Below are 19,623 nucleotides of genomic sequence, written 5' to 3'. Positions count from 1 at the left end.
CTTGATTTTGCCTTCAAGTCCGCCAATTTGGAGCAGGAACAGTTATGGAATTGCTAATGCCGGCCAAGCCTTTGTCATCCTTCGATCATATTGTACTGCGATAGCTTATACCCCATAAACAGGATCTTTCATGGCACGGCGCGATTCCATGACGGCTTTCGGACAGCTCGCGGAAGCGATCGCTCTCGTTTCACAGGGAAAGCCCGGTCATATCGTCGATACGCTGATTGCCGAACGCGGCCAGAGGATCGTGAAAAATCCGCTCTGGCCGGTCATGCGGCCGTTCCTCTACACGCTGCTGCGCTACAACAAGGCGCTCGAATTCGCCAATGCGGTCGCCAAAATGCCGGGCTTCCAGTCGTTCGAATATATGAGCGACATGCTGAAACTCGACATCGGCATCACCAACGGCGAACGCATTCCCGATACCGGCGGCTTCATCCTCGTCAGCAACCATCCGACCGGCATCGCCGACGGCGTTGCCGTGTTCGATCTGTTGAAAGCGCGCCGGCCGGACATGATGTTCTTTGCCAATCGCGATGCCATCCGCGTCAATCCGCGGTTTGCCGAGATGATCATTCCCGTCGAATGGCGGGAGGAGCATAAGAGCAAGCTGAAAGCGCGCGAAACGCTGCAGCTGACCAACCATGCGGTGAAGGAAGGCAAGGCGACAGTGCTCTTTCCCTCAGGACGCATCGCCTATTGGGCGAATGGCCGGCTGAATGAACGTCCGTGGAAGACCTCGGCCGTCGGGCTGGCGCGCAAATACAATCTGCCGATCCTTCCCGTCCATATGATGGCGCGCAATTCGGGGCTGTTCTACTGGCTGGCGAAGTGGTCGACGGAGCTTCGCGACATGACGGTCTTTCACGAACTGCTGAACAAATGCGGCGACCGCTTCGATTTCGTCATCGGCAATCTCATTCCGGCCGAACATCTGGACGGCGACCTCAACGAGGTGACGAAGGCGCTGGAGAAACATACGGTGCACGACATGGCTAGAGATGGTGACGCGAGTTTCGTGCCGGTCGGCCTGCCGGCTGCGGCGCCGCGCCACGAGATTCCGGTTCCTGCAATCTAACCACCGGCATTGCCATGACGATCGATATCCGCAGGCTCCGCGATCGGCTACCGCAGGAGATCGCAGATCTCGAAAGCGAGGCCCGGCGGGAAGGCTATCGCCATGTCGCCCGCCTTATCTACGAATGGTCGATCGGCGATATCAAGTTCGAACATCACGGCGAAAGGCTGCTTGGCGCTTATATCGATGAGGTGCTCGTCGGCATCGGCGGCATGACCGTCGAATCCGCCATGTCAGAGGCGCTGCGGATGCGGCGTTTCTACATTCGTCCTGCAATGCGCAGGCGCGGCATCGGCCGGATGCTTGCCCTAGCTCTGCTCGACCATGCGCGTTCCTGCTGCAGCATCGTCACCGTTCATGCGGGAAACGATGCTGCGGCGAGGTTCTGGGAGGCGCTCGGGTTTCAGCCCCACGGACGAGATGGACATAGCCATCTGCTCGCGCTGCAGCGCCATAGCGATGATCCAGCGGCTTCGAATTTGAGCCGGTGCTTCACGCCCCGATTTCCTTGAGGCGGATGGCCTGGCGCGCCAGCAAGCGCTCGACATCGGCAATATCGAGCGCCGAGAGCTTGGCGCCTGGCTTGCGCAGGGTGGCGGACTTGATCACGCCGCGCTTGGCAAGCACATATTTGCGCGAGGCGAGACCGATGCCCTGCTGCTGTTCGTAGCGGGCGAGCGGCAGATAGGCATCGAAGATCGCATGGGCGCGATCGGGATTTCCGGCGGCATAGGCCTCGACGACGCCAACCATCATCTCCGGATAACAAAAGCCGGTCATGGCGCCATCGGCGCCCCGGCCCATCTCTTCGGGCAGGAAAAGCCCGCCATTGCCGCAGAGGATCGAGATGCGTCGCATGGCGCCCCTGTCGCTGGCGGCGCGAAGTGCCGAGATCTTCGACAGACCCGGCCAATCCTCATGCTTAAGCATGACGCAATTGTGCACCTCGTTGACGATGCGCTCGATGACCTTGGGCGCGATCGTCACATTGGTGGTGAGCGGATAATCCTGCAGCACGAAGGGCGTATCGCCGAGGGCCTCGCCGACCGACTGGTAGAAGGCGAAAGCCTGATCGTCGGTCTTGACGGTCCAGGGCGGCGCGACCATAACGCCGGCCGCACCCTCACCCATGACGGCTTCGGCGAGTTCGCGCATCGGCGCAAGCCCTGGCGCCGAAACGCCGACGATGACGGGGAGGCGGCCGTCGAGTCGCTTCAGCACCCGTTCGACGACTATCCGCGATTCCTCGGCGGTCAGCTTCGGGGCTTCTCCGAGCTGGCCAAGCACCGTCAGGCCGGTGACGCCGGCGCCTTCGTAAAAATCGACCATGCTGTCGATACTGGCGAGATCGAGCGCGCCGTCATCGGTGAAGGGGGTTACGGCGATCACATAGACGCCCTTGGCATCTTCAGTCAGTCTGGCCATTGGTGCTCTCCAATTCAGCGGCCGAAGAACAGCGCTTCGGCATTTCGAACAAAAATCTTTTCGGCGATCGCCCGATCGTCGATGGCGGCCAGCATGGTCTCGATCAACTCGGCGTCATCGGGCATGCCGTCCCCCATGCGACCGCATACTCCAATTGCAACCGCGGGGTGATCATGCACAAGGGCTTGACCTACAGAGCTGAGACAAATTCGCTGCATTATAGCCGGGCTCGGATCTTTAAATCGTCGCTATGACGCGGAACCCATCGCTTCGTCTTTACGGTTCCAATTCCATCGATTTGCGGGCATGGTCCCACGCGATGAGCACAGATTCGTCCGATCTCTTTGGCGCGCTTTTCGAGGCACCGCCCGCGAACCGAACGGTTCCGGTGCTGGTGCCGATGCCGGCGCCGAAACCCTATTCCTATTCGGTGCCGGATGGCATGGCGGTCGAGCCCGGCTCGGTCGTGCAGGTACCGCTCGGGCCGCGGCAGGTGATCGGCGTCGTCTGGGACGGCGTCGAGGACGGCGTCGATCCGAAGAAGCTTCGGCCGATCAGCCATGTCTTCGACTGCCCGCCGCTTGCCAGGGAGATGCGGGATTTCATCGATTGGGTGGCGACCTATACGCTCTCGCCGCCCGGCCTCGTCGCCCGCATGGCGCTGCGGGCACCGAACGCCTTCGAACCGGAACCGATGGTAGAAGGATTGAAGCTCGTCGGCGGCGAACCGGAGCGGATGACGCCGGCGCGGGCCCGGGTGCTCGATACGGCCTCCGACGGCTTTTCCTGGACACGCAGCGGCCTTGCCCATGCGGCGGGGGTCTCGACGAGCGTCGTCGACGGGCTGATCACGCTCGGCATCTTCGAGACGATCTTCCTGCCGCCGCCGCCGGTCGTTGCGATGCCGGATCCGGATTTTACCGCCGCACGTCTCGAAGGGCCGCAAAGGCAAGCGGCCGAGGAGATCGTCGCCGACGTCCAAAAGGGCGAATTTTCGGTGTCGCTGATCGACGGGGTGACCGGCTCCGGCAAGACCGAGGTTTATTTCGAGGCGATTGCCGAGACGCTGAAACGCGGCAAGCAGGTGCTGATCCTGCTGCCGGAGATCGCGCTGACGGCCAGTTTCATGGAGCGCTTCCAGAACCGCTTCGGGGCAAAGCCGGCCGAATGGCATTCCGACCTCGCGCCGCGCATGCGCGAGAAAGTCTGGCGCCAGGCGGTGACCGGCGAAGTGCGGGTGGTGGCGGGCGCGCGCTCGGCGCTCTTCCTGCCCTTCGAGGATCTCGGCCTGATCATCGTCGACGAGGAACACGATCCCGCTTACAAGCAGGAGGATCGCGTCTTCTACAATGCTCGCGATATGGCTGTCGTGCGCGGCCGCATCGGCGATTTTCCGGTCATTCTGGTGTCGGCGACGCCGTCGGTCGAAAGCCAGGTCAACGGCCAGAGCGGGCGCTACAGCACCGTCCACCTGCCGACGCGTTTCGGCGATGCGGCAATGCCGGACCTGCATCTCATCGATATGCGCAGACACACGCCGGAGCGGGGCGGCTTCCTGTCGCCAGTGCTGATCCGGGCGATCGGCAAGACGGTGGAAAAGCGCGAACAGGCGCTGCTCTTTCTCAACCGGCGCGGTTATGCGCCGCTGACGCTCTGCCGGGTCTGCGGCCATCGGTTCCAATGCCCGCAATGTTCGAGCTGGCTGGTGGAGCATCGTTTCCGCAAGCAGCTGCAATGCCATCAATGCGGCCATGCCGAGCGCACGCCGGAGGCCTGCCCGGAGTGCGGCACGCTCGACCATCTCGTCGCCTGCGGGCCAGGCGTCGAGCGCATCGCCGAGGAGGTGGAACGGCATTTCCCTGAGGCGCGGACGATCGTTCTCTCCTCCGATATCATGGGCGGGGTGAAGCGGCTGCGGCTGGAGCTGGAAGCGATCGCCAAGGGCGAAGCCGATATCGTCATCGGCACTCAGCTCGTGGCCAAGGGGCATAATTTTCCACTGATGACGCTGGTCGGCATCGTCGATGCCGATCTCGGCCTTGCCAATGGCGACCCGCGCGCGGCCGAACGCACCTTCCAGCTCTTGTCGCAGGTGACGGGCCGGGCCGGGCGCACCGGCCTCAAGAGCCATGGGCTGCTGCAGACCTACCAGCCGCAGCATCCTGTCATGCAGGCAATCGTCTCCGGCGATTCCGACGCCTTCTACGAGCGCGAGATCACCGAGCGCGAACGTGCCCTGTTGCCGCCGTTCGGCAGGCTGGCGTCGATCATCGTTTCGGCCGAAACTCGCCACGACGCCGAAAACCATGCGCGTGGCATGCGCAACGCCGCCCCGCAGGTGTCGGGCATCTCGGTCCTCGGCCCGGCCGAAGCGCCGCTCGCGCTGGTGCGCGGCCGCCACCGTTTCCGCCTTCTGGTGCACGGCCGGCGAAACTCTGACATGCAGGGATTCCTGCGGGCACTGCTGTTGCAATCGCCCAAGGAGCGCGGATCGGTGCAGGTGCAGCTGGATATCGATCCGCAGAGTTTTCTCTAAATGAATGGCGCCGCCATTCCCTCCGTTTTCGGCGCATGTCATAAAACACCGATTCATCCGGGTGATTTGGGGCTGACGCATGGAGTTTTACTTTCCGACCGAGCTTGGCGAGCAGCTTGCCTTTTGCTCCGCCGCTTTCACGGCCCTCGCCGGCTTCATCATGATGTTCGCGCCGGGCCATACTTTCCGTCTTCTCGGTCTGCAGGCGCAGGAGGGGCGGCCGGAAGGCTTCGGCGAGGGGCGCTCGATGGGTGGTTTCTATCTCGGTTTCGGGCTGTCGGCGATCATGCTCGCCCAGGATTGGATCTACATGGCGCTCGGCGCCTCCTTCGCGATGGCGGCCTTTGCGCGTATCATCTCGATCCTGTCGGATAAGGGGAGTAATCTCGTCAACTATTTACTTCTGGTTGTACAGATCGCCTTGGCCGTGCTACCGCTGCTCTACGTCTTCGGCTTCACCCAGACATAAGTCTGGCTGCCGACAGACGGCTTCTTTTGCCTGCTTCCAGGCCATTGCGCAATTTTGCGGACAGAAATTCATATGAAAGGCGTATTCGGGCGTTACGCGTGTTGCGAGTCCGAACATCCTATGTTAGACGGACCCCGAATTTCGGAAGAAGCAAGAGGCTTCTCTTGTGATTTCTGGGGGAAATCAAAACGAATTCAAGATCATAGGTTCGGCGCCCGCCGAGAGCCGGATTTTGGGTTGAAATCAGGGAAATTTGTGCCAGTGGCAGACACGTCCCAGCTTACTTCTGGTGTTGCAGAACGCTATGCCTCTTCGCTTTTCGAACTGGCGCTCGAGCAGGGCGCCGTCGACAGCGTCACCGCCGATCTTGACCGTTTCCAGGCGATGCTGGATGAGAGCGCCGACCTGAAGCGCTTCGTCGCAAGCCCGGTTTTTTCAGCCGAAGATCAGCTGAAGGCAATCGTCGCCATCAGCGAGAAGGCCGGCATCAGCGGTTTCTTCGCCAATTTCCTGAAGGTCGTGGCGCGCAACCGCCGCCTGTTCGCCCTGCCGGGCATGATCAAGGCCTTCCGCATCATCGCCGCGAACCATCGCGGTGAAATCTCCGCCGAGGTCACCTCGGCACATGCGCTTTCGCAAGCGCAAGAAACCGAATTGAAGGTGGCACTCAAGAGCGTTACCGGCAAAGACGTGACGATTGCCGTCACGGTTGATCCGTCAATTCTTGGTGGTCTGATCGTGAAGGTCGGGTCCCGTCAGATTGATACGTCTCTTCGTACCAAACTCTCTACCCTTAAGCTCGCATTGAAAGAGGTTGGCTGATGGATATCCGCGCCGCGGAAATTTCCGCAATTCTCAAAGACCAGATTAAAAATTTCGGCAAAGAGGCAGAAGTCTCGGAAGTCGGCCAGGTTCTCTCCGTCGGTGACGGTATCGCTCGTGTCTATGGTCTGGACAATGTCCAGGCCGGTGAAATGGTTGAGTTCCCAGGCGGCATCCGCGGCATGGCGCTGAACCTTGAAGCCGACAATGTCGGCGTCGTCATCTTCGGTGCCGACCGCGACATCAAGGAAGGCGACACCGTCAAGCGGACCGGCGCCATCGTCGACGTTCCGGTCGGCCCAGAGCTGCTCGGCCGCGTCGTCGACGCGCTCGGCAATCCGATCGACGGCAAGGGCCCGATCAACGCGACGCGCCGTTCGCGCGTCGACATCAAGGCTCCCGGCATCATTCCGCGCAAATCGGTTCATGAGCCGATGTCGACCGGCCTCAAGGCCATCGATGCGCTGATTCCGATCGGCCGCGGCCAACGCGAGCTGGTTATCGGCGACCGCCAGACCGGCAAGACCGCGATCCTTCTCGATGCCTTCCTCAATCAGAAGGCCATTCACGACAACGGTCCGGAAGGTGAAAAGCTTTACTGCGTCTACGTCGCCGTCGGCCAGAAGCGCTCGACCGTCGCTCAGTTCGTCAAGGTGCTCGAAGAGCGCGGCGCACTGAAATATTCGATCATCGTCGCCGCCACTGCTTCCGATCCGGCGCCGTTGCAGTACCTGGCTCCGTTTGCCGGCTGCGCCATGGGCGAATATTTCCGCGATAACGGAATGCATGCGCTCATCGGTTACGACGACCTGTCCAAGCAGGCGGTGTCCTACCGCCAGATGTCGTTGTTGCTGCGCCGCCCGCCGGGCCGCGAAGCCTATCCGGGCGATGTTTTCTACCTGCACTCGCGCCTGCTCGAGCGTGCTGCGAAGATGAACGACGACCAGGGCGCCGGTTCGCTGACCGCTCTGCCGGTCATCGAAACGCAGGGCAACGACGTGTCGGCCTTCATTCCGACCAATGTGATCTCGATCACTGACGGCCAGATCTTCCTTGAAACCGACCTGTTCTACCAGGGTGTCCGTCCGGCCGTGAACGTCGGCCTGTCGGTTTCCCGCGTCGGCTCGGCGGCGCAGATCAAGGCGATGAAGCAGGTCGCCGGCTCGATCAAGGGCGAACTTGCCCAGTATCGCGAAATGGCCGCCTTCGCCCAGTTCGGTTCGGACCTCGACGCTGCGACGCAGCGCCTGCTGAACCGCGGCGCACGCCTGACCGAACTCCTGAAGCAGCCGCAGTTCTCGCCGCTGAAGACGGAAGAACAGGTCGCCGTGATCTTTGCAGGCGTCAACGGCTATCTCGACAAGCTGCCGGTCGCTTCGGTTGGCAAGTTCGAGCAGGGCTTCCTCTCGTACCTGCGTTCGGAAGGCTCTGCCATCCTCGACGCGATCCGCACGGAAAAGGTAGTCAGCGATGATACCAGGGGCAAGCTCACCGCTGCTCTCGATAGCTTCGCAAAGTCTTTCTCGTAATCGGGCCCTAAGTTAGGACAGATAACGGATGCCTTCACTTAAGGATCTGAAAAACCGGATTGCCTCCGTCAAGGCGACGCAGAAGATCACCAAGGCGATGAAAATGGTCGCCGCGGCGAAGCTTCGGCGTGCGCAGGAGGCGGCTGAGGCCGCCCGGCCCTATTCGGAGCGCATGGGTGCGGTTCTGGCGAACATTGCCAAGGCCGTCACCGATGCCGATGGCGCACCGGCGCTGATGACAGGCACCGGCCAGGACCAGGTTCATCTGCTGGTGGTGTGCACGGCAGAACGTGGTCTCTGCGGCGGCTTCAACTCGCAGATTGCGCGCTTCGCGCGCGAACATGTGCGCAGGCTGGTTGCCGAGGGCAAGACGGTGAAAATCTTCACTGTCGGCAAGAAGGGTTACGACATCCTTCGCCGCGAATACGCGTCGCTGATCATCGAGCGCAAGGAGTTGCGCGAGGTCAAGCGCATCGGCTTCGAGAATGCCGATCAGATCGGCAAACGCATCATCGATATGTATGCTGCCGGCGAGTTCGACGTCTGCACGCTGTTTTATTCCGAGTTCAAGTCGGTGATCAGCCAGATTCCGACGACGCAGCAGCTCATCCCTGCTTCGACGGGGGCTGTGCAGACCGAGGATGCCGCCCATGCGGGCGCCGTCTATGAATATGAGCCGGATCCGGCTTCGATCCTCGAAGATCTGATCCCGCGCAACATCTCCGTCCAGGTCTTCCGCGCGCTCCTCGAGAACGTCGCAGGCGAGATGGGCGCCAAGATGAGCGCTATGGACAACGCAACGCGTAATGCCGGTGAGATGATCAACAAGTTGACGCTGAGCTACAACCGCCAGCGTCAGGCGCAGATCACCAAGGAACTCATTGAAATCATTTCGGGCGCGGAAGCGCTCTGAGGCTAGGAAAAGAGGGTCAGAAAATGGCTGAGGCAGCTACCCCCAAGATCGGCTCTGTCGGCAGAGTCACCCAGGTTATCGGCGCCGTCGTCGACGTTGCTTTCGAAGGCGAACTGCCGAAGATCCTGAACGCGCTGGAAACCACCAACAACGGCATCCGCCTGGTTCTCGAAGTTGCGCAGCACCTTGGCGAAAACATCGTCCGTACTATCGCGATGGACTCGACAGACGGTCTCGTGCGCGGCCAGGAAGTCGGCGACACCGGCGCTCCGATCATGGTTCCGGTCGGTAACGAGACGCTTGGCCGCATCATGAACGTCATCGGCGAGCCGGTCGACGAAGCAGGTCCGCTGGTCACTGCCCACAAGCGCGCCATCCACCAGGATGCGCCAACCTATGTCGAGCAGTCGACGGAGGGGCAGATCCTCGTCACCGGCATCAAGGTCGTCGATCTTCTCGCTCCTTATGCACGTGGTGGCAAGATCGGCCTCTTTGGTGGCGCCGGCGTCGGCAAGACCGTTCTGATCATGGAACTGATCAACAACGTCGCCAAGGCGCATGGTGGTTATTCGGTTTTTGCGGGCGTCGGTGAACGCACCCGCGAAGGCAACGACCTCTACTATGAAATGATCGAATCGAACGTCAACAAGCATGGCGGCGGCGAAGGCTCGAAGGCGGCACTTGTTTACGGTCAGATGAACGAACCGCCGGGCGCCCGCGCCCGCGTCGCCCTGACCGGCCTGACGGTCGCCGAGCACTTCCGCGACCAGGGCCAGGACGTTCTGTTCTTCGTCGACAACATCTTCCGCTTCACGCAGGCAGGTTCCGAAGTGTCGGCTTTGCTGGGCCGCATCCCGTCGGCCGTCGGTTATCAGCCGACGCTGGCAACTGACATGGGCCAGATGCAGGAGCGCATCACCACGACGACGACTGGCTCGATCACCTCGGTCCAGGCCATTTACGTTCCGGCCGACGACTTGACCGACCCGGCGCCGGCAACTTCGTTCGCCCACCTTGACGCAACGACGGTTCTGTCGCGCTCGATCGCTGAAAAGGGTATCTACCCGGCCGTCGATCCGCTCGACTCCACGTCGCGCATGCTCGATCCGCTGGTCGTCGGTGAAGAACATTACGACGTCGCCCGCAAGGTCCAGTCGACGCTGCAGCGCTACAAGGCCCTGCAGGACATCATCGCCATCCTTGGCATGGACGAACTGTCCGAAGAGGACAAGATTGCTGTCGCCCGCGCCCGCAAGATCGAGCGTTTCCTGTCGCAGCCGTTCTTCGTCGCCGAAGTCTTCACAGGTTCGCCGGGTAAGCTGGTTGCTCTGGAAGACACGATCAAGGGCTTCAAGGGCCTCGTCAACGGCGAATACGATCACCTGCCGGAAGCTGCCTTCTACATGGTCGGCTCGATGGAAGAAGCGGTCGAAAAGGCCAAGAAGCTCGCAGCTGCTTAATGAGCGACGCGCTGGGCGAGATATTCTGCTGCGACTTCCTGAAGGGGGTCGTGGCGGATCTTCCGGAACCAGCCGCGCCGACCGTCTATCGCGCCGATAACGGCGTGCTGATGATGGTGGTGGGTCTGGTTCGAAGCGAGGAAGGGCTCGGTTATCTCGACCAAGCGATAATGCACTGCCCGTTCTGCGGGACTAAATTGCAAGATGCGAAAGCCATAGCCGAGAAGGTAAGTCACTGATGGCTGACAATTTCAACTTTGAGCTCGTTTCGCCGGAGCGCCTGCTGCTGTCGGAGATGGTGACCGAGGTCGTTATCCCTGCGACTGAAGGCGAGATGACGGTCATGGCAAACCATGCACCGACGATGACGACGATCAAGCCGGGCGTCGTGAGCGTACGTTCGGCCTCCGGCAAGAAGCAGAATTACGTCGTGTTCGGCGGTTTTGCCGATATCCTGCCGACTGGCTGTACATTGCTTGCCGAATCCGCGGTTCCGGTCGAGGAACTCCAGAAGGACGAGCTGACGCGCCGCATCGAGGCTGCCCGCGAGGAACTCGAACATGCCGAACTGCATGAGCACAAGTCGAAGCTCGAGCACTTCATCATGGAAATGACGCATCTGCGCGGTGTCGTTGAACAGGATTGACTACAATCGGTAAGATCCATGAAAAGCGGCCGCGACGGCCGCTTTTTTGTTTCTGCCGTCATCTGTCGGTGTGCGGAAAAACCGGGCTGTCGGCCGAGCTGAAATGAAGACGCGCAGCGCTGTAGGACCGCCTACTGCTGGCGGTGATGCGGGAACATTCTCAGAAGCCCGTGCCGCCGCGCAGCTCGATGGCGACTGTCCGGAGCAGTATCTTCAGGTCGAGCAGCAGGCTGAAATTCCTGACATAATAGATATCGCAGGCAATGCGGGCGCGGGCTTCCAGCGGTCGCGTCGTCGGGCCCCGCCAACCGCGTGTCTGCGCAAGACCGGTGATGCCGGGGCGCATGATGTGGCGCTGATGGTAGTCCGGCACCAGTTCCTCGTAGAGCTTGCCGGCTGCCCGCATGTTGATGGCGTGGCAGCGCGGGCCGACCAGCGACATCTCACCCCTGAGGACGTTGAAAAGCTGCGGCAGCTCGTCGATATTGGTCTTGCGGAGCACCGCGCCGATGCCGGTCACCCGGCTGTCGCCCTTGACCGTCTGTTGAACCCCGCTCGGATCACAAGCTTCGGCGCGCATCGACCGGAACTTGAAAACCGTGATCTTGCGGCCGTTCATCCCCCAGCGGATCTGGCGAAAAAACACCGGACCGCCATCGTCGAATTTGATGAAAAGCGCGATTGCCAGAAAAAGCGGCGCCAGCACCATGAGGGCGCTGACGGAGGCGACGATGTCGATCAACCGCTTCACACCCAGCCGCACCGCCATTTTTCTTTCGACAGGGGAAAAGCTATCCGGCTGGCGAATGTTGGAGTTCGCTATAACCAGGATCTTGGTTTTGTCCTGACGCTGAGACGGATCGAAGCGTGAATTCGTCTTCGAAGTAAAAGCATTCATTACGCAAGGTCCAGAAGTTTAGATGCGGTACTGAACAACAGTGAGACAGATACAGGGTCACGTATCGTTTGTCATCGGTATAAATAAAAATTTGATAACCCTAAAGACGCCAAAAATGGGAGTATTTCGCGTTAACCTTAATGCCTGTAGTTGCGATTGCGGGAAATTTATACTTTGAAAGGAGTAGCCCGAATGGGTTGACCCGATGTCAGCCGGTTTCCGAAATCGATCGCCGGCTTTTCCAGCAGGAAGTAGCTGAGGCTCGCGACCAGAAGGATGAGCGCCGCCGCCAGCCCGCAAGATTGCAGCCAGCCGATAACGACATTCTCCGAGGAGACGCCAAACGAGCCTGAGTCGAGCCTCTGGATCAATATCAGGATGATCTCCTGCCAGATATAGATGCCGAAGGAGATCTTTGCGATGTAGCGGACGGGAGCGTTGTCGAGCAGCCTGCCCAGGTGTTGCGAGTGGCTGAGCGAAACGAGCGCCGTTGCGACCGCCAGCGGAAAGAGCGGAAAACCGTAGGGGATTTCGAGCCAGCCGTAAGCTTCGGCGGAGCCGCCGGGCGATATCACGAGGCGGTAGCCGGCAACGGCGAGGGCCAGGAGCGATGCAACATCGAACCAGGAGGAGCGCCTTGTTGGCAGCATGACCTCGATGCCCGCGGCAAGCGCGCCGAGCGCGAAGACGGCAAAGAAGCCGATCGGATTATATCTCGGCATCCATTCCTTCGCCCCGCCCTGCAGGCCGTACTGCCAGCCGCGTCCGATGTCGTCGAGCGGAAGCAAGATCAGGATCAGCACATGGGCGAGAAGTACGGTGGTGATGACGCAAAGCCAGGCGAAGCGGGCAAGCAACGGGCGCTGCCTCAGGACGGGCAAACGAAACAGCAGGAGGAAGCAGACCGGCAGGAGCACATAGCTGGTGACCTCGAAGGGAATAGACCAGAGCGGGCCGTCGGCTTCGACAGGAAACAAGGTGCGCCAATGCCACTGGCTCATGAACAGCAGCCCGGAGACGTAGCGGAGCACAAGCTCCGGCGTCAGCGGCAAGGCAAGCAGCGTCAGGCTGAGGGCGAAGCCGATGGTGGCGGCGAACCAGAAGCCCGGAGCGATGCGCGCCGCCCTGCGGATCGCGTAATGCCGGAGGCTCGGCATGGCGCTTCCGGCGTCGAGCGCGCGCCAGAAGGGATGGGCAAGAAGAAAGCCGCTGAGCACGAAGAAGATGGCGACGCCGAAATTGCCGAAGCGGAGGATATGTGCAGTCGGTGCCAACTCGTCGGGAATTCTGCGCATATCCAGCCGCAGCGTGAGGTGGTGGGCGAGCACCAGCAGACAGGCCGTCGCGCGCAGAAAGTCCGCTCCGGCCAGTCTCTCCTGTTGTCGCATCTTGTTCCCGCCCTGCCCAGATGATGCCGAAAAGTGTGAGTGGTTTTCGGATGACATCATGCTCCGGGTCTCGGACTCTGCAGCGGAAAGCCGCGACGGGCAAGGCCGGGGCGGGCTCAGGCGAGGAGTTCATTGGTATAATAGGTGGAAAAATCCGGCTTCTCTTTGAGTGCGGCGCCATTGGCATCGACCAGAATGCCGTTTTCGACCAGGAAGCCGCCGATGGCGTCGGCCTTTGCCGAGTCGATCGTACCGATCACACCGGCCTCGGATTTTAGGAAGTGCCCCTCGATCAATGCCTTCTGAGAAGCCTTTATCAGTTCCGTATTCATCAGCGCGCCGTTGCTTCCAGCGATCAGCAGGTCGCAGGCTTCGTCGGGATGGTCGACCGAATAGGCATAACCCTTTCGTGTCGCCTGGATGAAGGCGCGGGCGTGCTCCCGACTTGCGGAGAGATAGGCGTCGCTGGAGACGATGACCGTCGTCTGCTCGTCGGGAATGCCATAATCGGAATAGTGGAAGCGGCCGATCTTCCGATTTTCCAGTTCGGCGGCGATGCCTTCCCAGGTGTAGATCTCCAGCGTGAAATCGATCGAGCCATTGTCCAGCGCCTCGTAAGCGGAGGTGCCGAGGGTGACGGTCTTGACGTCGCCTTTGCCGCCGTCATTGCGGATCATCGCGGAAATCAGCGCGCTCTCCCAGGTGCCGCCAAAGCCACCATAGGTCTTGCCGTCGAGGTCTTTCGGGCTCTTGATGTCGTCGCGTCCGCCCTTGAAGATCAGGCGTGCGGTTTCCGTCTGGACGACGCCGTAGACCATCTTCACGTCACCGCCGCCAGCGCGTTGCGTGAGGGTTTCGATCTCGCTGCTGATGCCGAAATCGGCAACGCCGTTGGACACCAGCGTTCCGGCGCTGGTATCGGTGAAGGGAAGAATTTCGACATCGAGGCCGGCATCGGCATAGAAGCCCTTCGCCTTGGCGACATAGATGCCGATATGGTTGGTGTTGGGTGTCCAGTCGAGCGCCATGCGGACCTTTGCGGGCGCCGATTGGGCGAAGGCGGTGCGGCCGGCGAGGCTTGCCGCGATGGCGGCGAAGATCGTCTGGCGACGGGTGAGAAGCAGCATGGTGACCTCCTCAGGTCTCTAAGCATGATGCCGAAAAGTGTGAGCGGTTTTCGGACGACATCATGCTCTAACTCTTTAAATTAGAACAGGATTCAGATTTTAGGCCGACCGGCCCAAAATCATCCTGTTCCAGCGGATGAAGCAGGGTTTGCAGGATTTCGGTTTCGATCGCCTGGGCCGCCGGAGAGCCGAGATCGGCAATGCTTCTCGGACGGGGCAGGGGAACGCGGAATTCGCGGATGATACGCGCCGGACGGGCCGAAAGTACGTAGATCCGGTCGGAGAGGAACACGGCCTCGCGAACGTCGTGGGTGATCAGCAGCGCCGTCCAGCGATGTTCGGTCCACATGCCCTGCAGCCATTCCTGCATCTGCATGCGTGTCAGCGCGTCCAGCGCGCCGAAAGGCTCGTCGAGCAGCAGCATGTCCTGGGTCTGGACGACGGTGCGCAGCAGCGCGGCGCGCTGGCGCATGCCGCCGGACAGTTCGGAGGGGTAGCGATGCTCGAAGCCGGCGAGGCCGAAGCGCTCGAACAGAGGCGCGATGGCGGCGCGGGCCGCGCGGCGGCTCATACCGTGCACCTCAAGGCCGAGTGCCGCATTGTCGATGATCCGGCGCCAAGGCATCAGCGCATCGCGCTGCGGCATGAACGCAAAGGAATGCGGCGCCTGTTCCAGCGGCGTGCCGTTGAAGAGCATAGTGCCGGAATCGGGCCGAAGCGCCTGTGTCAGCAATCGAAGGACCGTCGATTTTCCGGAGCCGGATGGGCCTACGATCGAAACGAACTCGCCGCTCTCGACAGCGAGCGAAATATCGTCCAGCACCTTCATGCCGTCGAAGGACTTCGAGATATTGCTGAGTTCAACCATTCTATCGCTCATCGCCGCCGCTCCCCGGCTGGTTGCCAGGGCATGACGAGGCGCTGGATGATCAGCGTCGCTGCGAAGAGGCAGAGTGTCAGCACGGCGCTGACGATAACGGCGGCGAGCACGAGATCGGGGCGAAAATTGTTCTTGGCATTGAGGATATAGATGCCGAGGCCGCGGGCGGCGCCGGCATATTCGGCAAAGATCGCGCCGACCACGGCATAAGTGATCGAGATCCGCAGACCGGCGAAGAAATAGGGCAGCGAGGAGGGGAGCCGTGCCAGGCAGAAAACGCGCCAGCGGCTCGCCTTCATCGAATTCAGCAATTCGGCGATGTCACGGTCGGTCGATTCATAACCCTGCAGCAAGGCGACGAGCAGTGGGAAGAAGGTGACGAGCGCCACCAGCAGGATCTTCGGCAACAGGCCGAAGCCGAACCAGAGGACGACGAGGGGCGCGATCGCCACCAGCGGCAGGGTCTGGCTGGTGATGAAGATCGGCAGCAATGCCCGGCGCATGAAGGGCATGAAATCCATGAGGATCGAGGCGGCGAAGGCGAAGCCAAGCGACAGGGCGAAACCTCCGAGTGTCGCGCCGAGCGTCGGCCAGGTATTGGCGATCAGCGCCTCGCGGTTCAGCCAGCCCTGGATGACGATGCGCGAGGGCGCCGGCAGGATGGATGGTTTGATGCCGGAAAGATCGACATAGAGTTCCCACGCCGCCAAAAAAACGCAACCGGCAAGCAAGGCGGGTATGCCCCGGTAGAGAGCGGCGCTGAGCGCGGCAAGGCGCGAATCCGATGGGTTTGACAGTGTCATCAGCGTTCGATTTCAAGCTTTCGTCGGGAGCAAATTCAAGGTGCTATAGCGTCCTTTGCGCGTCCGAAAAGACGCGCGGCGCTGTATTGGCCGACACCGTGATGTCGAGGGTCACATGCCCTTCGGGGTCGCCGAAGCGAAAGAAGGCCTCGCGAATGGTGGCGAAGACCGCGCTGGCATCGCCGGAAAGCCTGGTGCAGAAATTTTTGGCGCGGTCGAAAGTGCCGGAGCGCTTCAGGAAGTCGATGCAGCCATAGATCTCGTCCATATGGGTACCGGTGCCCATGACGTAGAGCGAGAATTGCGCAGCGGTCGGCTGTCCGCTCTCCGTGGTGATGTCAACGGCGGCAAGTGCGGCTCTTATGCGCTCGGCAAGCGGCTCCGCCTGACCGGGGGAAGGGTTGACGCCGCAGATGGCGTCGTCGGGCTCGCCGGGGCAGCCGCGTGAAACGGCGGCGGACAGCACGCAATGTTCGCCGGTCCTTGCGGCGGCGACGAAAAGATCGTGCATGGCGGCGAAGAGGATGTCAGGCGGGCCGACCAGCAGTGTGGAGATGTCATCGGTCTCGATGCGCAGCCGGTCGCGATAGGGATCGAGCGCCTTGACGGCATCGAGAATGATGCCGACGAAATTGCCGGACATCGGATAGAGTGACACTTGTGCGCCTGAGAACATCTGAACCTCGCTCCGCTGGCATTACCCAGATCAGCTTTGAAGGGTCCAGAGGCTTGCGCCTCACATCTCAGCCCCGGCGATACGGAGCTCCCCTGTTATTTGCGCGGAAACTATCACCGGGGTTTTCTCCCCGCAACAGCAAAATTGCGAACCCGTCCGCGCGGTCGGAACGAAGCCGAGGTGACGGAAAACACCCGGACGGAGGTCCTGCCCGGGTGTTCCCAATGGTTCCGTACCTGCCGGGAACGGAACCGGAGCTTCCTGCCTCAGGCGGCTGGCGCATAACCCCGAAAATCGGAATCGATTTTCGGAAAGGATCATGCGCAGATTCAAAGTGATAGAGCGCCCTTAGCGCGTCTGAAAAGACACGCGGCGCTCTATTCCGGCATAAGGACGATCGCTACGGGCAGTGACGAGTGCCCGCGTCCACCATTCCAGCCTCGCCATCATCCGATCGAGCAAACGCAGTGCATCGGCGGGATTGTCGAGCCGCCCGTCCGTGTCGAAGCGGTTCCAAGGTGCGGCAAAGCTCACCGAATCGCGGATCGTGACGGCGTGGAGTTCGGCAAAGACGAGCCGCAGCTGTTCGACGGCGCGCAGGCCGCCGGATATGCCGCCATAGGAAACGAAGGCGACCGGCTTGCCCTGCCAGGGCTCGAAGAAGAAATCGATGATCGACTTCAACGAGGCGGTGAAGCTGTGGTTGTATTCCGGCGTGACGATGATGAAGGCGTCGGCCATGCCAAGTCGTCCGGCGAGCCTGTCGATTTCGGGGTGCGTCATGTCACGGTTGGCCGGCAGCGCGAAATCCAATGGGTCGATGATGTCGATATAAAATTGCGGGAAGCGGAGGAGTTCCTGCGTCAGCCATTTGACCAGCCGGTCGCAGATGCGGCCCTCTCTCGTGCTCCCATAGATGACAGCCAGCCTGGTGGGTGTTTGCATGCGTCGCTCCTTGTTGGGATTGGACTTTACGATTGCGGGAGCAAGGGTTATAAAACCTCAACTAATATTGAGGTCAAGAGGCGATGGATACAATTTCTGCAGCGCCGCTCGGCAAGCTCCTGACGGTCGGCGAAGTGGCGGAGCGCAGCGGCTTGGCCGTCTCGGCGCTGCATTTCTACGAGACCAAGGGGCTGATCTCGAGCATCCGCTCCCGCGGCAATCAGCGGCGCTATGGGCGCGACGTGCTTCGCCGGCTCGGCATCATCAAGGTGGCGCAGCGTGTCGGCATTCCGCTTTCGGAAATCCAGGCGGCGTTCACGTCCCTGCCGCAGGGGCGCACGCCGACCGTCGCCGACTGGCAGACGCTGTCGGCGCGTTGGAAGGATGATCTCGACGCGCGAATCAGGCGGCTTAGCCTGCTGCGCGACCGTCTGACCGGCTGCATCGGCTGCGGCTGCCTGTCGATCGAAAGCTGTCCGTTGCGCAATCCCTGCGACCGGCTGGGCAAGGAAGGGCCAGGCGCGCGGCTTCTGGAGGCCGAAAGCTAATCTTCCGCCGGAAGCCTTGCCGGAAAGATGGATGCGCGCCTTTCTTTCGGTCGGCGCGCTCATATGTTAAGGGCGAATGACGCAACCGGCGGCACTGTCCGCGAGGAGGACGGCTTCGTGTTCCATCCCAGACTATTCGAAAATCGCAATGTGGTCGTTACCGGCGCCGGTCGCGGCATCGGCCTTGAGGTGGCCCGGCAGTTCCTGGACTGCGGTGCGAGGGTGATCGTCCATACCGGGCGAAAGCCGGGACGCGACCTGCCGGATTTCCTGCTGACGGCTGAATCGGAAAGACGGGCGCTGCTGCTGCACGCCGATTTCTCCGCGGCCGGCGGGGCAGCGCAATTTGCTGAAGATGCTCTCGCCTTCTTCGACAAGGTCGATGTGCTCGTCAACAATGCCGGCACCATGCTTGGCCGTTTTCCCGCTGCCACACTCACCGACGCAGAATATGAGGCGGTCGTGCGGCTCAACCAAACATCGGTGGTGGCGCTGACGCGGGCGCTGCTGCCGGCATTGAAGACGGCTGAAGCCGCTGCCATCGTCAACACGGTTTCGATTTCGGCGCTGACCGGCGGCAGCCCCGGTTCTTCGATCTATTCGGCCTCGAAAGCCTTCGTTGCGACTTATTCCAAGGCGCTTGCCCGTGAGCTCGCACCGGACGGAATCCGCGTCAATTGCGTGTCGCCAGGAACGATCGAGACGGATTTCCATGAACGGTATTCCTCCCGCGAAAAGCTTGAGCAGACGAGAAAATCCATCCCCCTGCAGCGGCTCGGCACGCCGGAGGACTGCGCTCCCGCCTATCTGTTCCTGGCGGCTCCCTCGCTCTCGGGCTACATCACCGGACAGGTGATCGAAATCAACGGCGGTCAGCTTATCTGCTGATTTGCTTGGACCTTTTTTGGCATTTCATCACTTTTGACCAATTCGCATTTGCGAATATGCTATTTGTGCTGATCTACCTCATCGCCTCTCTTCCGAGATCCAGAATGCCGTTGCCCAAACCCGAGCCGGGGATCACCGGCCAGGAATTGCACAAACTCGCTGGAAAAGCCGACGAGGCGAGCGATCTGCTGAAAGCGCTAGCGCACCAGACGCGACTTCTGATCCTCTGCATACTGGCGAACGAGGAGCGGACGGTGAGTGAAATCGAAAATATCCTCGGCATACAGCAGGCAATGGTCTCGCAGCAACTGGCGCGGTTAAGGCTCGAAGGCCTGGTCCACACGCGCCGTCAGGGCCGGCTGGTCTATTACAGCATCGGCAATGTCAACGTGCTTGGCTTCCTCGAATCGCTGTTCGATCTTTTTCCGGCTGCAGAAACAGTTAGAGCCTGACGCCGAAAACTGTGCGCGGTTTTCGGACGACATCATGCTCTATTTGTTTGAATTAGATCAGGATTCAGATTTTTAAGCCGATCGGCCTAAAATCACCCTGATCTAGAGACCGGCCTTGCGGAGCACCGCTGCTGTGT

21 protein-coding genes, 1 pseudogene and 1 riboswitch are annotated in these 19,623 nt (G+C 60.9%); of the genes and pseudogenes, 13 read left to right on the top strand and 9 right to left on the bottom strand.

Annotated features, from left to right (window positions below; genetic code table 11):
• Positions 1-130 precede the first annotated feature (130 nt).
• Entirely contained in the window at positions 131-1,081 is a 951-nt protein-coding gene (locus N2A41_RS20865) for a GNAT family N-acetyltransferase (protein WP_260109612.1), read from the top strand.
• Positions 1,082-1,095: 14 nt separating this feature from the next.
• The gene (locus N2A41_RS20860) at positions 1,096-1,593 is read left to right on the top strand and encodes a GNAT family N-acetyltransferase (protein ID WP_260109611.1); all 498 of its coding nucleotides are present in this window, start codon (positions 1,096-1,098) and stop codon (positions 1,591-1,593) included.
• On the opposite strand, the gene N2A41_RS20855 is transcribed toward N2A41_RS20860, so the two are convergent.
• A complete protein-coding gene (locus N2A41_RS20855) occupies positions 1,574-2,506 on the bottom strand; it encodes a dihydrodipicolinate synthase family protein (RefSeq protein ID WP_017966269.1) in 933 nt (310 codons plus the stop codon). The genes N2A41_RS20860 and N2A41_RS20855 overlap by 20 nt on opposite strands.
• 14 nt (positions 2,507-2,520) lie before the next feature.
• Positions 2,521-2,637, bottom strand: a pseudogene (locus tag N2A41_RS33470) (amidohydrolase family protein); the annotation flags it as partial.
• Between the two features lie 188 nt (positions 2,638-2,825).
• Here N2A41_RS33470 and N2A41_RS20850 point away from each other — a divergent pair.
• The 8 genes from N2A41_RS20850 (at position 2,826) to N2A41_RS20815 (ending at position 10,881) form a co-directional block, all read left to right on the top strand.
• Entirely contained in the window at positions 2,826-5,042 is a 2,217-nt protein-coding gene (locus N2A41_RS20850) for a primosomal protein N' (protein WP_260109610.1), read from the top strand.
• Positions 5,043-5,121: 79 nt separating this feature from the next.
• Positions 5,122-5,511 (top strand): AGROH133_08824 family phage infection protein, encoded by a 390-nt coding sequence (locus tag N2A41_RS20845; protein WP_222384461.1) that lies wholly within the window; start codon positions 5,122-5,124, stop codon positions 5,509-5,511.
• A 255-nt stretch (positions 5,512-5,766) separates the two neighbouring features.
• Positions 5,767-6,333 (top strand): F0F1 ATP synthase subunit delta, encoded by a 567-nt coding sequence (locus tag N2A41_RS20840; protein WP_017966273.1) that lies wholly within the window; start codon positions 5,767-5,769, stop codon positions 6,331-6,333.
• Positions 6,333-7,862, top strand: coding sequence for a F0F1 ATP synthase subunit alpha (gene atpA, locus N2A41_RS20835; protein ID WP_018482655.1), 1,530 nt, complete (start codon positions 6,333-6,335; stop codon positions 7,860-7,862). Before N2A41_RS20840 ends, atpA begins: the two co-directional genes overlap by 1 nt.
• A 28-nt stretch (positions 7,863-7,890) precedes the next feature.
• Entirely contained in the window at positions 7,891-8,775 is an 885-nt protein-coding gene (locus N2A41_RS20830) for a F0F1 ATP synthase subunit gamma (protein ID WP_260109609.1), read from the top strand.
• A 23-nt stretch (positions 8,776-8,798) separates the two neighbouring features.
• A complete protein-coding gene (atpD, locus tag N2A41_RS20825; protein WP_222384463.1) occupies positions 8,799-10,235 on the top strand; it encodes a F0F1 ATP synthase subunit beta in 1,437 nt (478 codons plus the stop codon).
• Positions 10,235-10,474, top strand: a complete 240-nt coding sequence (locus tag N2A41_RS20820) for a hypothetical protein (protein ID WP_260109608.1) — start codon at positions 10,235-10,237, stop codon at positions 10,472-10,474. The genes atpD and N2A41_RS20820 overlap by 1 nt, the downstream gene beginning before the upstream one ends.
• Positions 10,474-10,881, top strand: a complete 408-nt coding sequence (locus N2A41_RS20815) for a F0F1 ATP synthase subunit epsilon (protein WP_168347700.1) — start codon at positions 10,474-10,476, stop codon at positions 10,879-10,881. Before N2A41_RS20820 ends, N2A41_RS20815 begins: the two co-directional genes overlap by 1 nt.
• Before the next feature lie 160 nt (positions 10,882-11,041).
• Here the strand turns inward: N2A41_RS20815 and N2A41_RS20810 are convergent, their stop codons facing one another.
• From N2A41_RS20810 to N2A41_RS20780, 7 genes are all read right to left on the bottom strand, one after another.
• Positions 11,042-11,779, bottom strand: coding sequence for a sugar transferase (locus tag N2A41_RS20810; RefSeq protein ID WP_222384465.1), 738 nt, complete (start codon positions 11,777-11,779; stop codon positions 11,042-11,044).
• A gap of 167 nt (positions 11,780-11,946) precedes the next feature.
• Entirely contained in the window at positions 11,947-13,167 is a 1,221-nt protein-coding gene (locus N2A41_RS20805) for an acyltransferase family protein (RefSeq protein ID WP_260109607.1), read from the bottom strand.
• A gap of 116 nt (positions 13,168-13,283) precedes the next feature.
• On the bottom strand, positions 13,284-14,294 hold the full coding sequence (locus N2A41_RS20800; RefSeq protein ID WP_260109606.1) for an ABC transporter substrate-binding protein: 1,011 nt from the start codon (positions 14,292-14,294) through the stop codon (positions 13,284-13,286).
• A 67-nt stretch (positions 14,295-14,361) separates the two neighbouring features.
• On the bottom strand, positions 14,362-15,174 hold the full coding sequence (locus N2A41_RS20795) for an ABC transporter ATP-binding protein (protein ID WP_260109605.1): 813 nt from the start codon (positions 15,172-15,174) through the stop codon (positions 14,362-14,364).
• Complete coding sequence (locus N2A41_RS20790) at positions 15,171-15,977, bottom strand: ABC transporter permease (protein ID WP_260109604.1); 807 nt, start codon at positions 15,975-15,977, stop codon at positions 15,171-15,173. Before N2A41_RS20790 ends, N2A41_RS20795 begins: the two co-directional genes overlap by 4 nt.
• 43 nt (positions 15,978-16,020) lie before the next feature.
• Positions 16,021-16,653 (bottom strand): YkoF family thiamine/hydroxymethylpyrimidine-binding protein, encoded by a 633-nt coding sequence (locus N2A41_RS20785; RefSeq protein WP_162116843.1) that lies wholly within the window; start codon positions 16,651-16,653, stop codon positions 16,021-16,023.
• Positions 16,644-16,757, bottom strand: a riboswitch (TPP riboswitch). It overlaps the preceding gene by 10 nt.
• 244 nt (positions 16,758-17,001) lie before the next feature.
• On the bottom strand, positions 17,002-17,598 hold the full coding sequence (locus tag N2A41_RS20780) for an NADPH-dependent FMN reductase (protein WP_260109603.1): 597 nt from the start codon (positions 17,596-17,598) through the stop codon (positions 17,002-17,004).
• Between the two features lie 83 nt (positions 17,599-17,681).
• Between N2A41_RS20780 and soxR the strand changes: the two genes are divergently transcribed.
• From soxR to N2A41_RS20765, 3 genes are all read left to right on the top strand, one after another.
• Entirely contained in the window at positions 17,682-18,146 is a 465-nt protein-coding gene (gene soxR / locus N2A41_RS20775) for a redox-sensitive transcriptional activator SoxR (RefSeq protein WP_260109602.1), read from the top strand.
• 117 nt (positions 18,147-18,263) lie between these two features.
• Positions 18,264-19,034: an SDR family NAD(P)-dependent oxidoreductase gene (locus tag N2A41_RS20770; RefSeq protein WP_260111082.1), complete on the top strand. Its 771-nt coding sequence runs from the start codon at positions 18,264-18,266 to the stop codon at positions 19,032-19,034.
• Between the two features lie 104 nt (positions 19,035-19,138).
• Entirely contained in the window at positions 19,139-19,486 is a 348-nt protein-coding gene (locus N2A41_RS20765; protein WP_260109601.1) for an ArsR/SmtB family transcription factor, read from the top strand.
• The last annotated feature ends 137 nt before the right edge of the window (positions 19,487-19,623 follow it).

The sequence above is a fragment of the Rhizobium sp. SRDI969 genome (assembly GCF_025152725.1).
In the GTDB taxonomy this organism is placed as follows: Bacteria; Pseudomonadota; Alphaproteobacteria; order Rhizobiales; family Rhizobiaceae; genus Rhizobium; species Rhizobium leguminosarum_I.
This window is presented reverse-complemented; position numbering and strand designations above follow the sequence as displayed.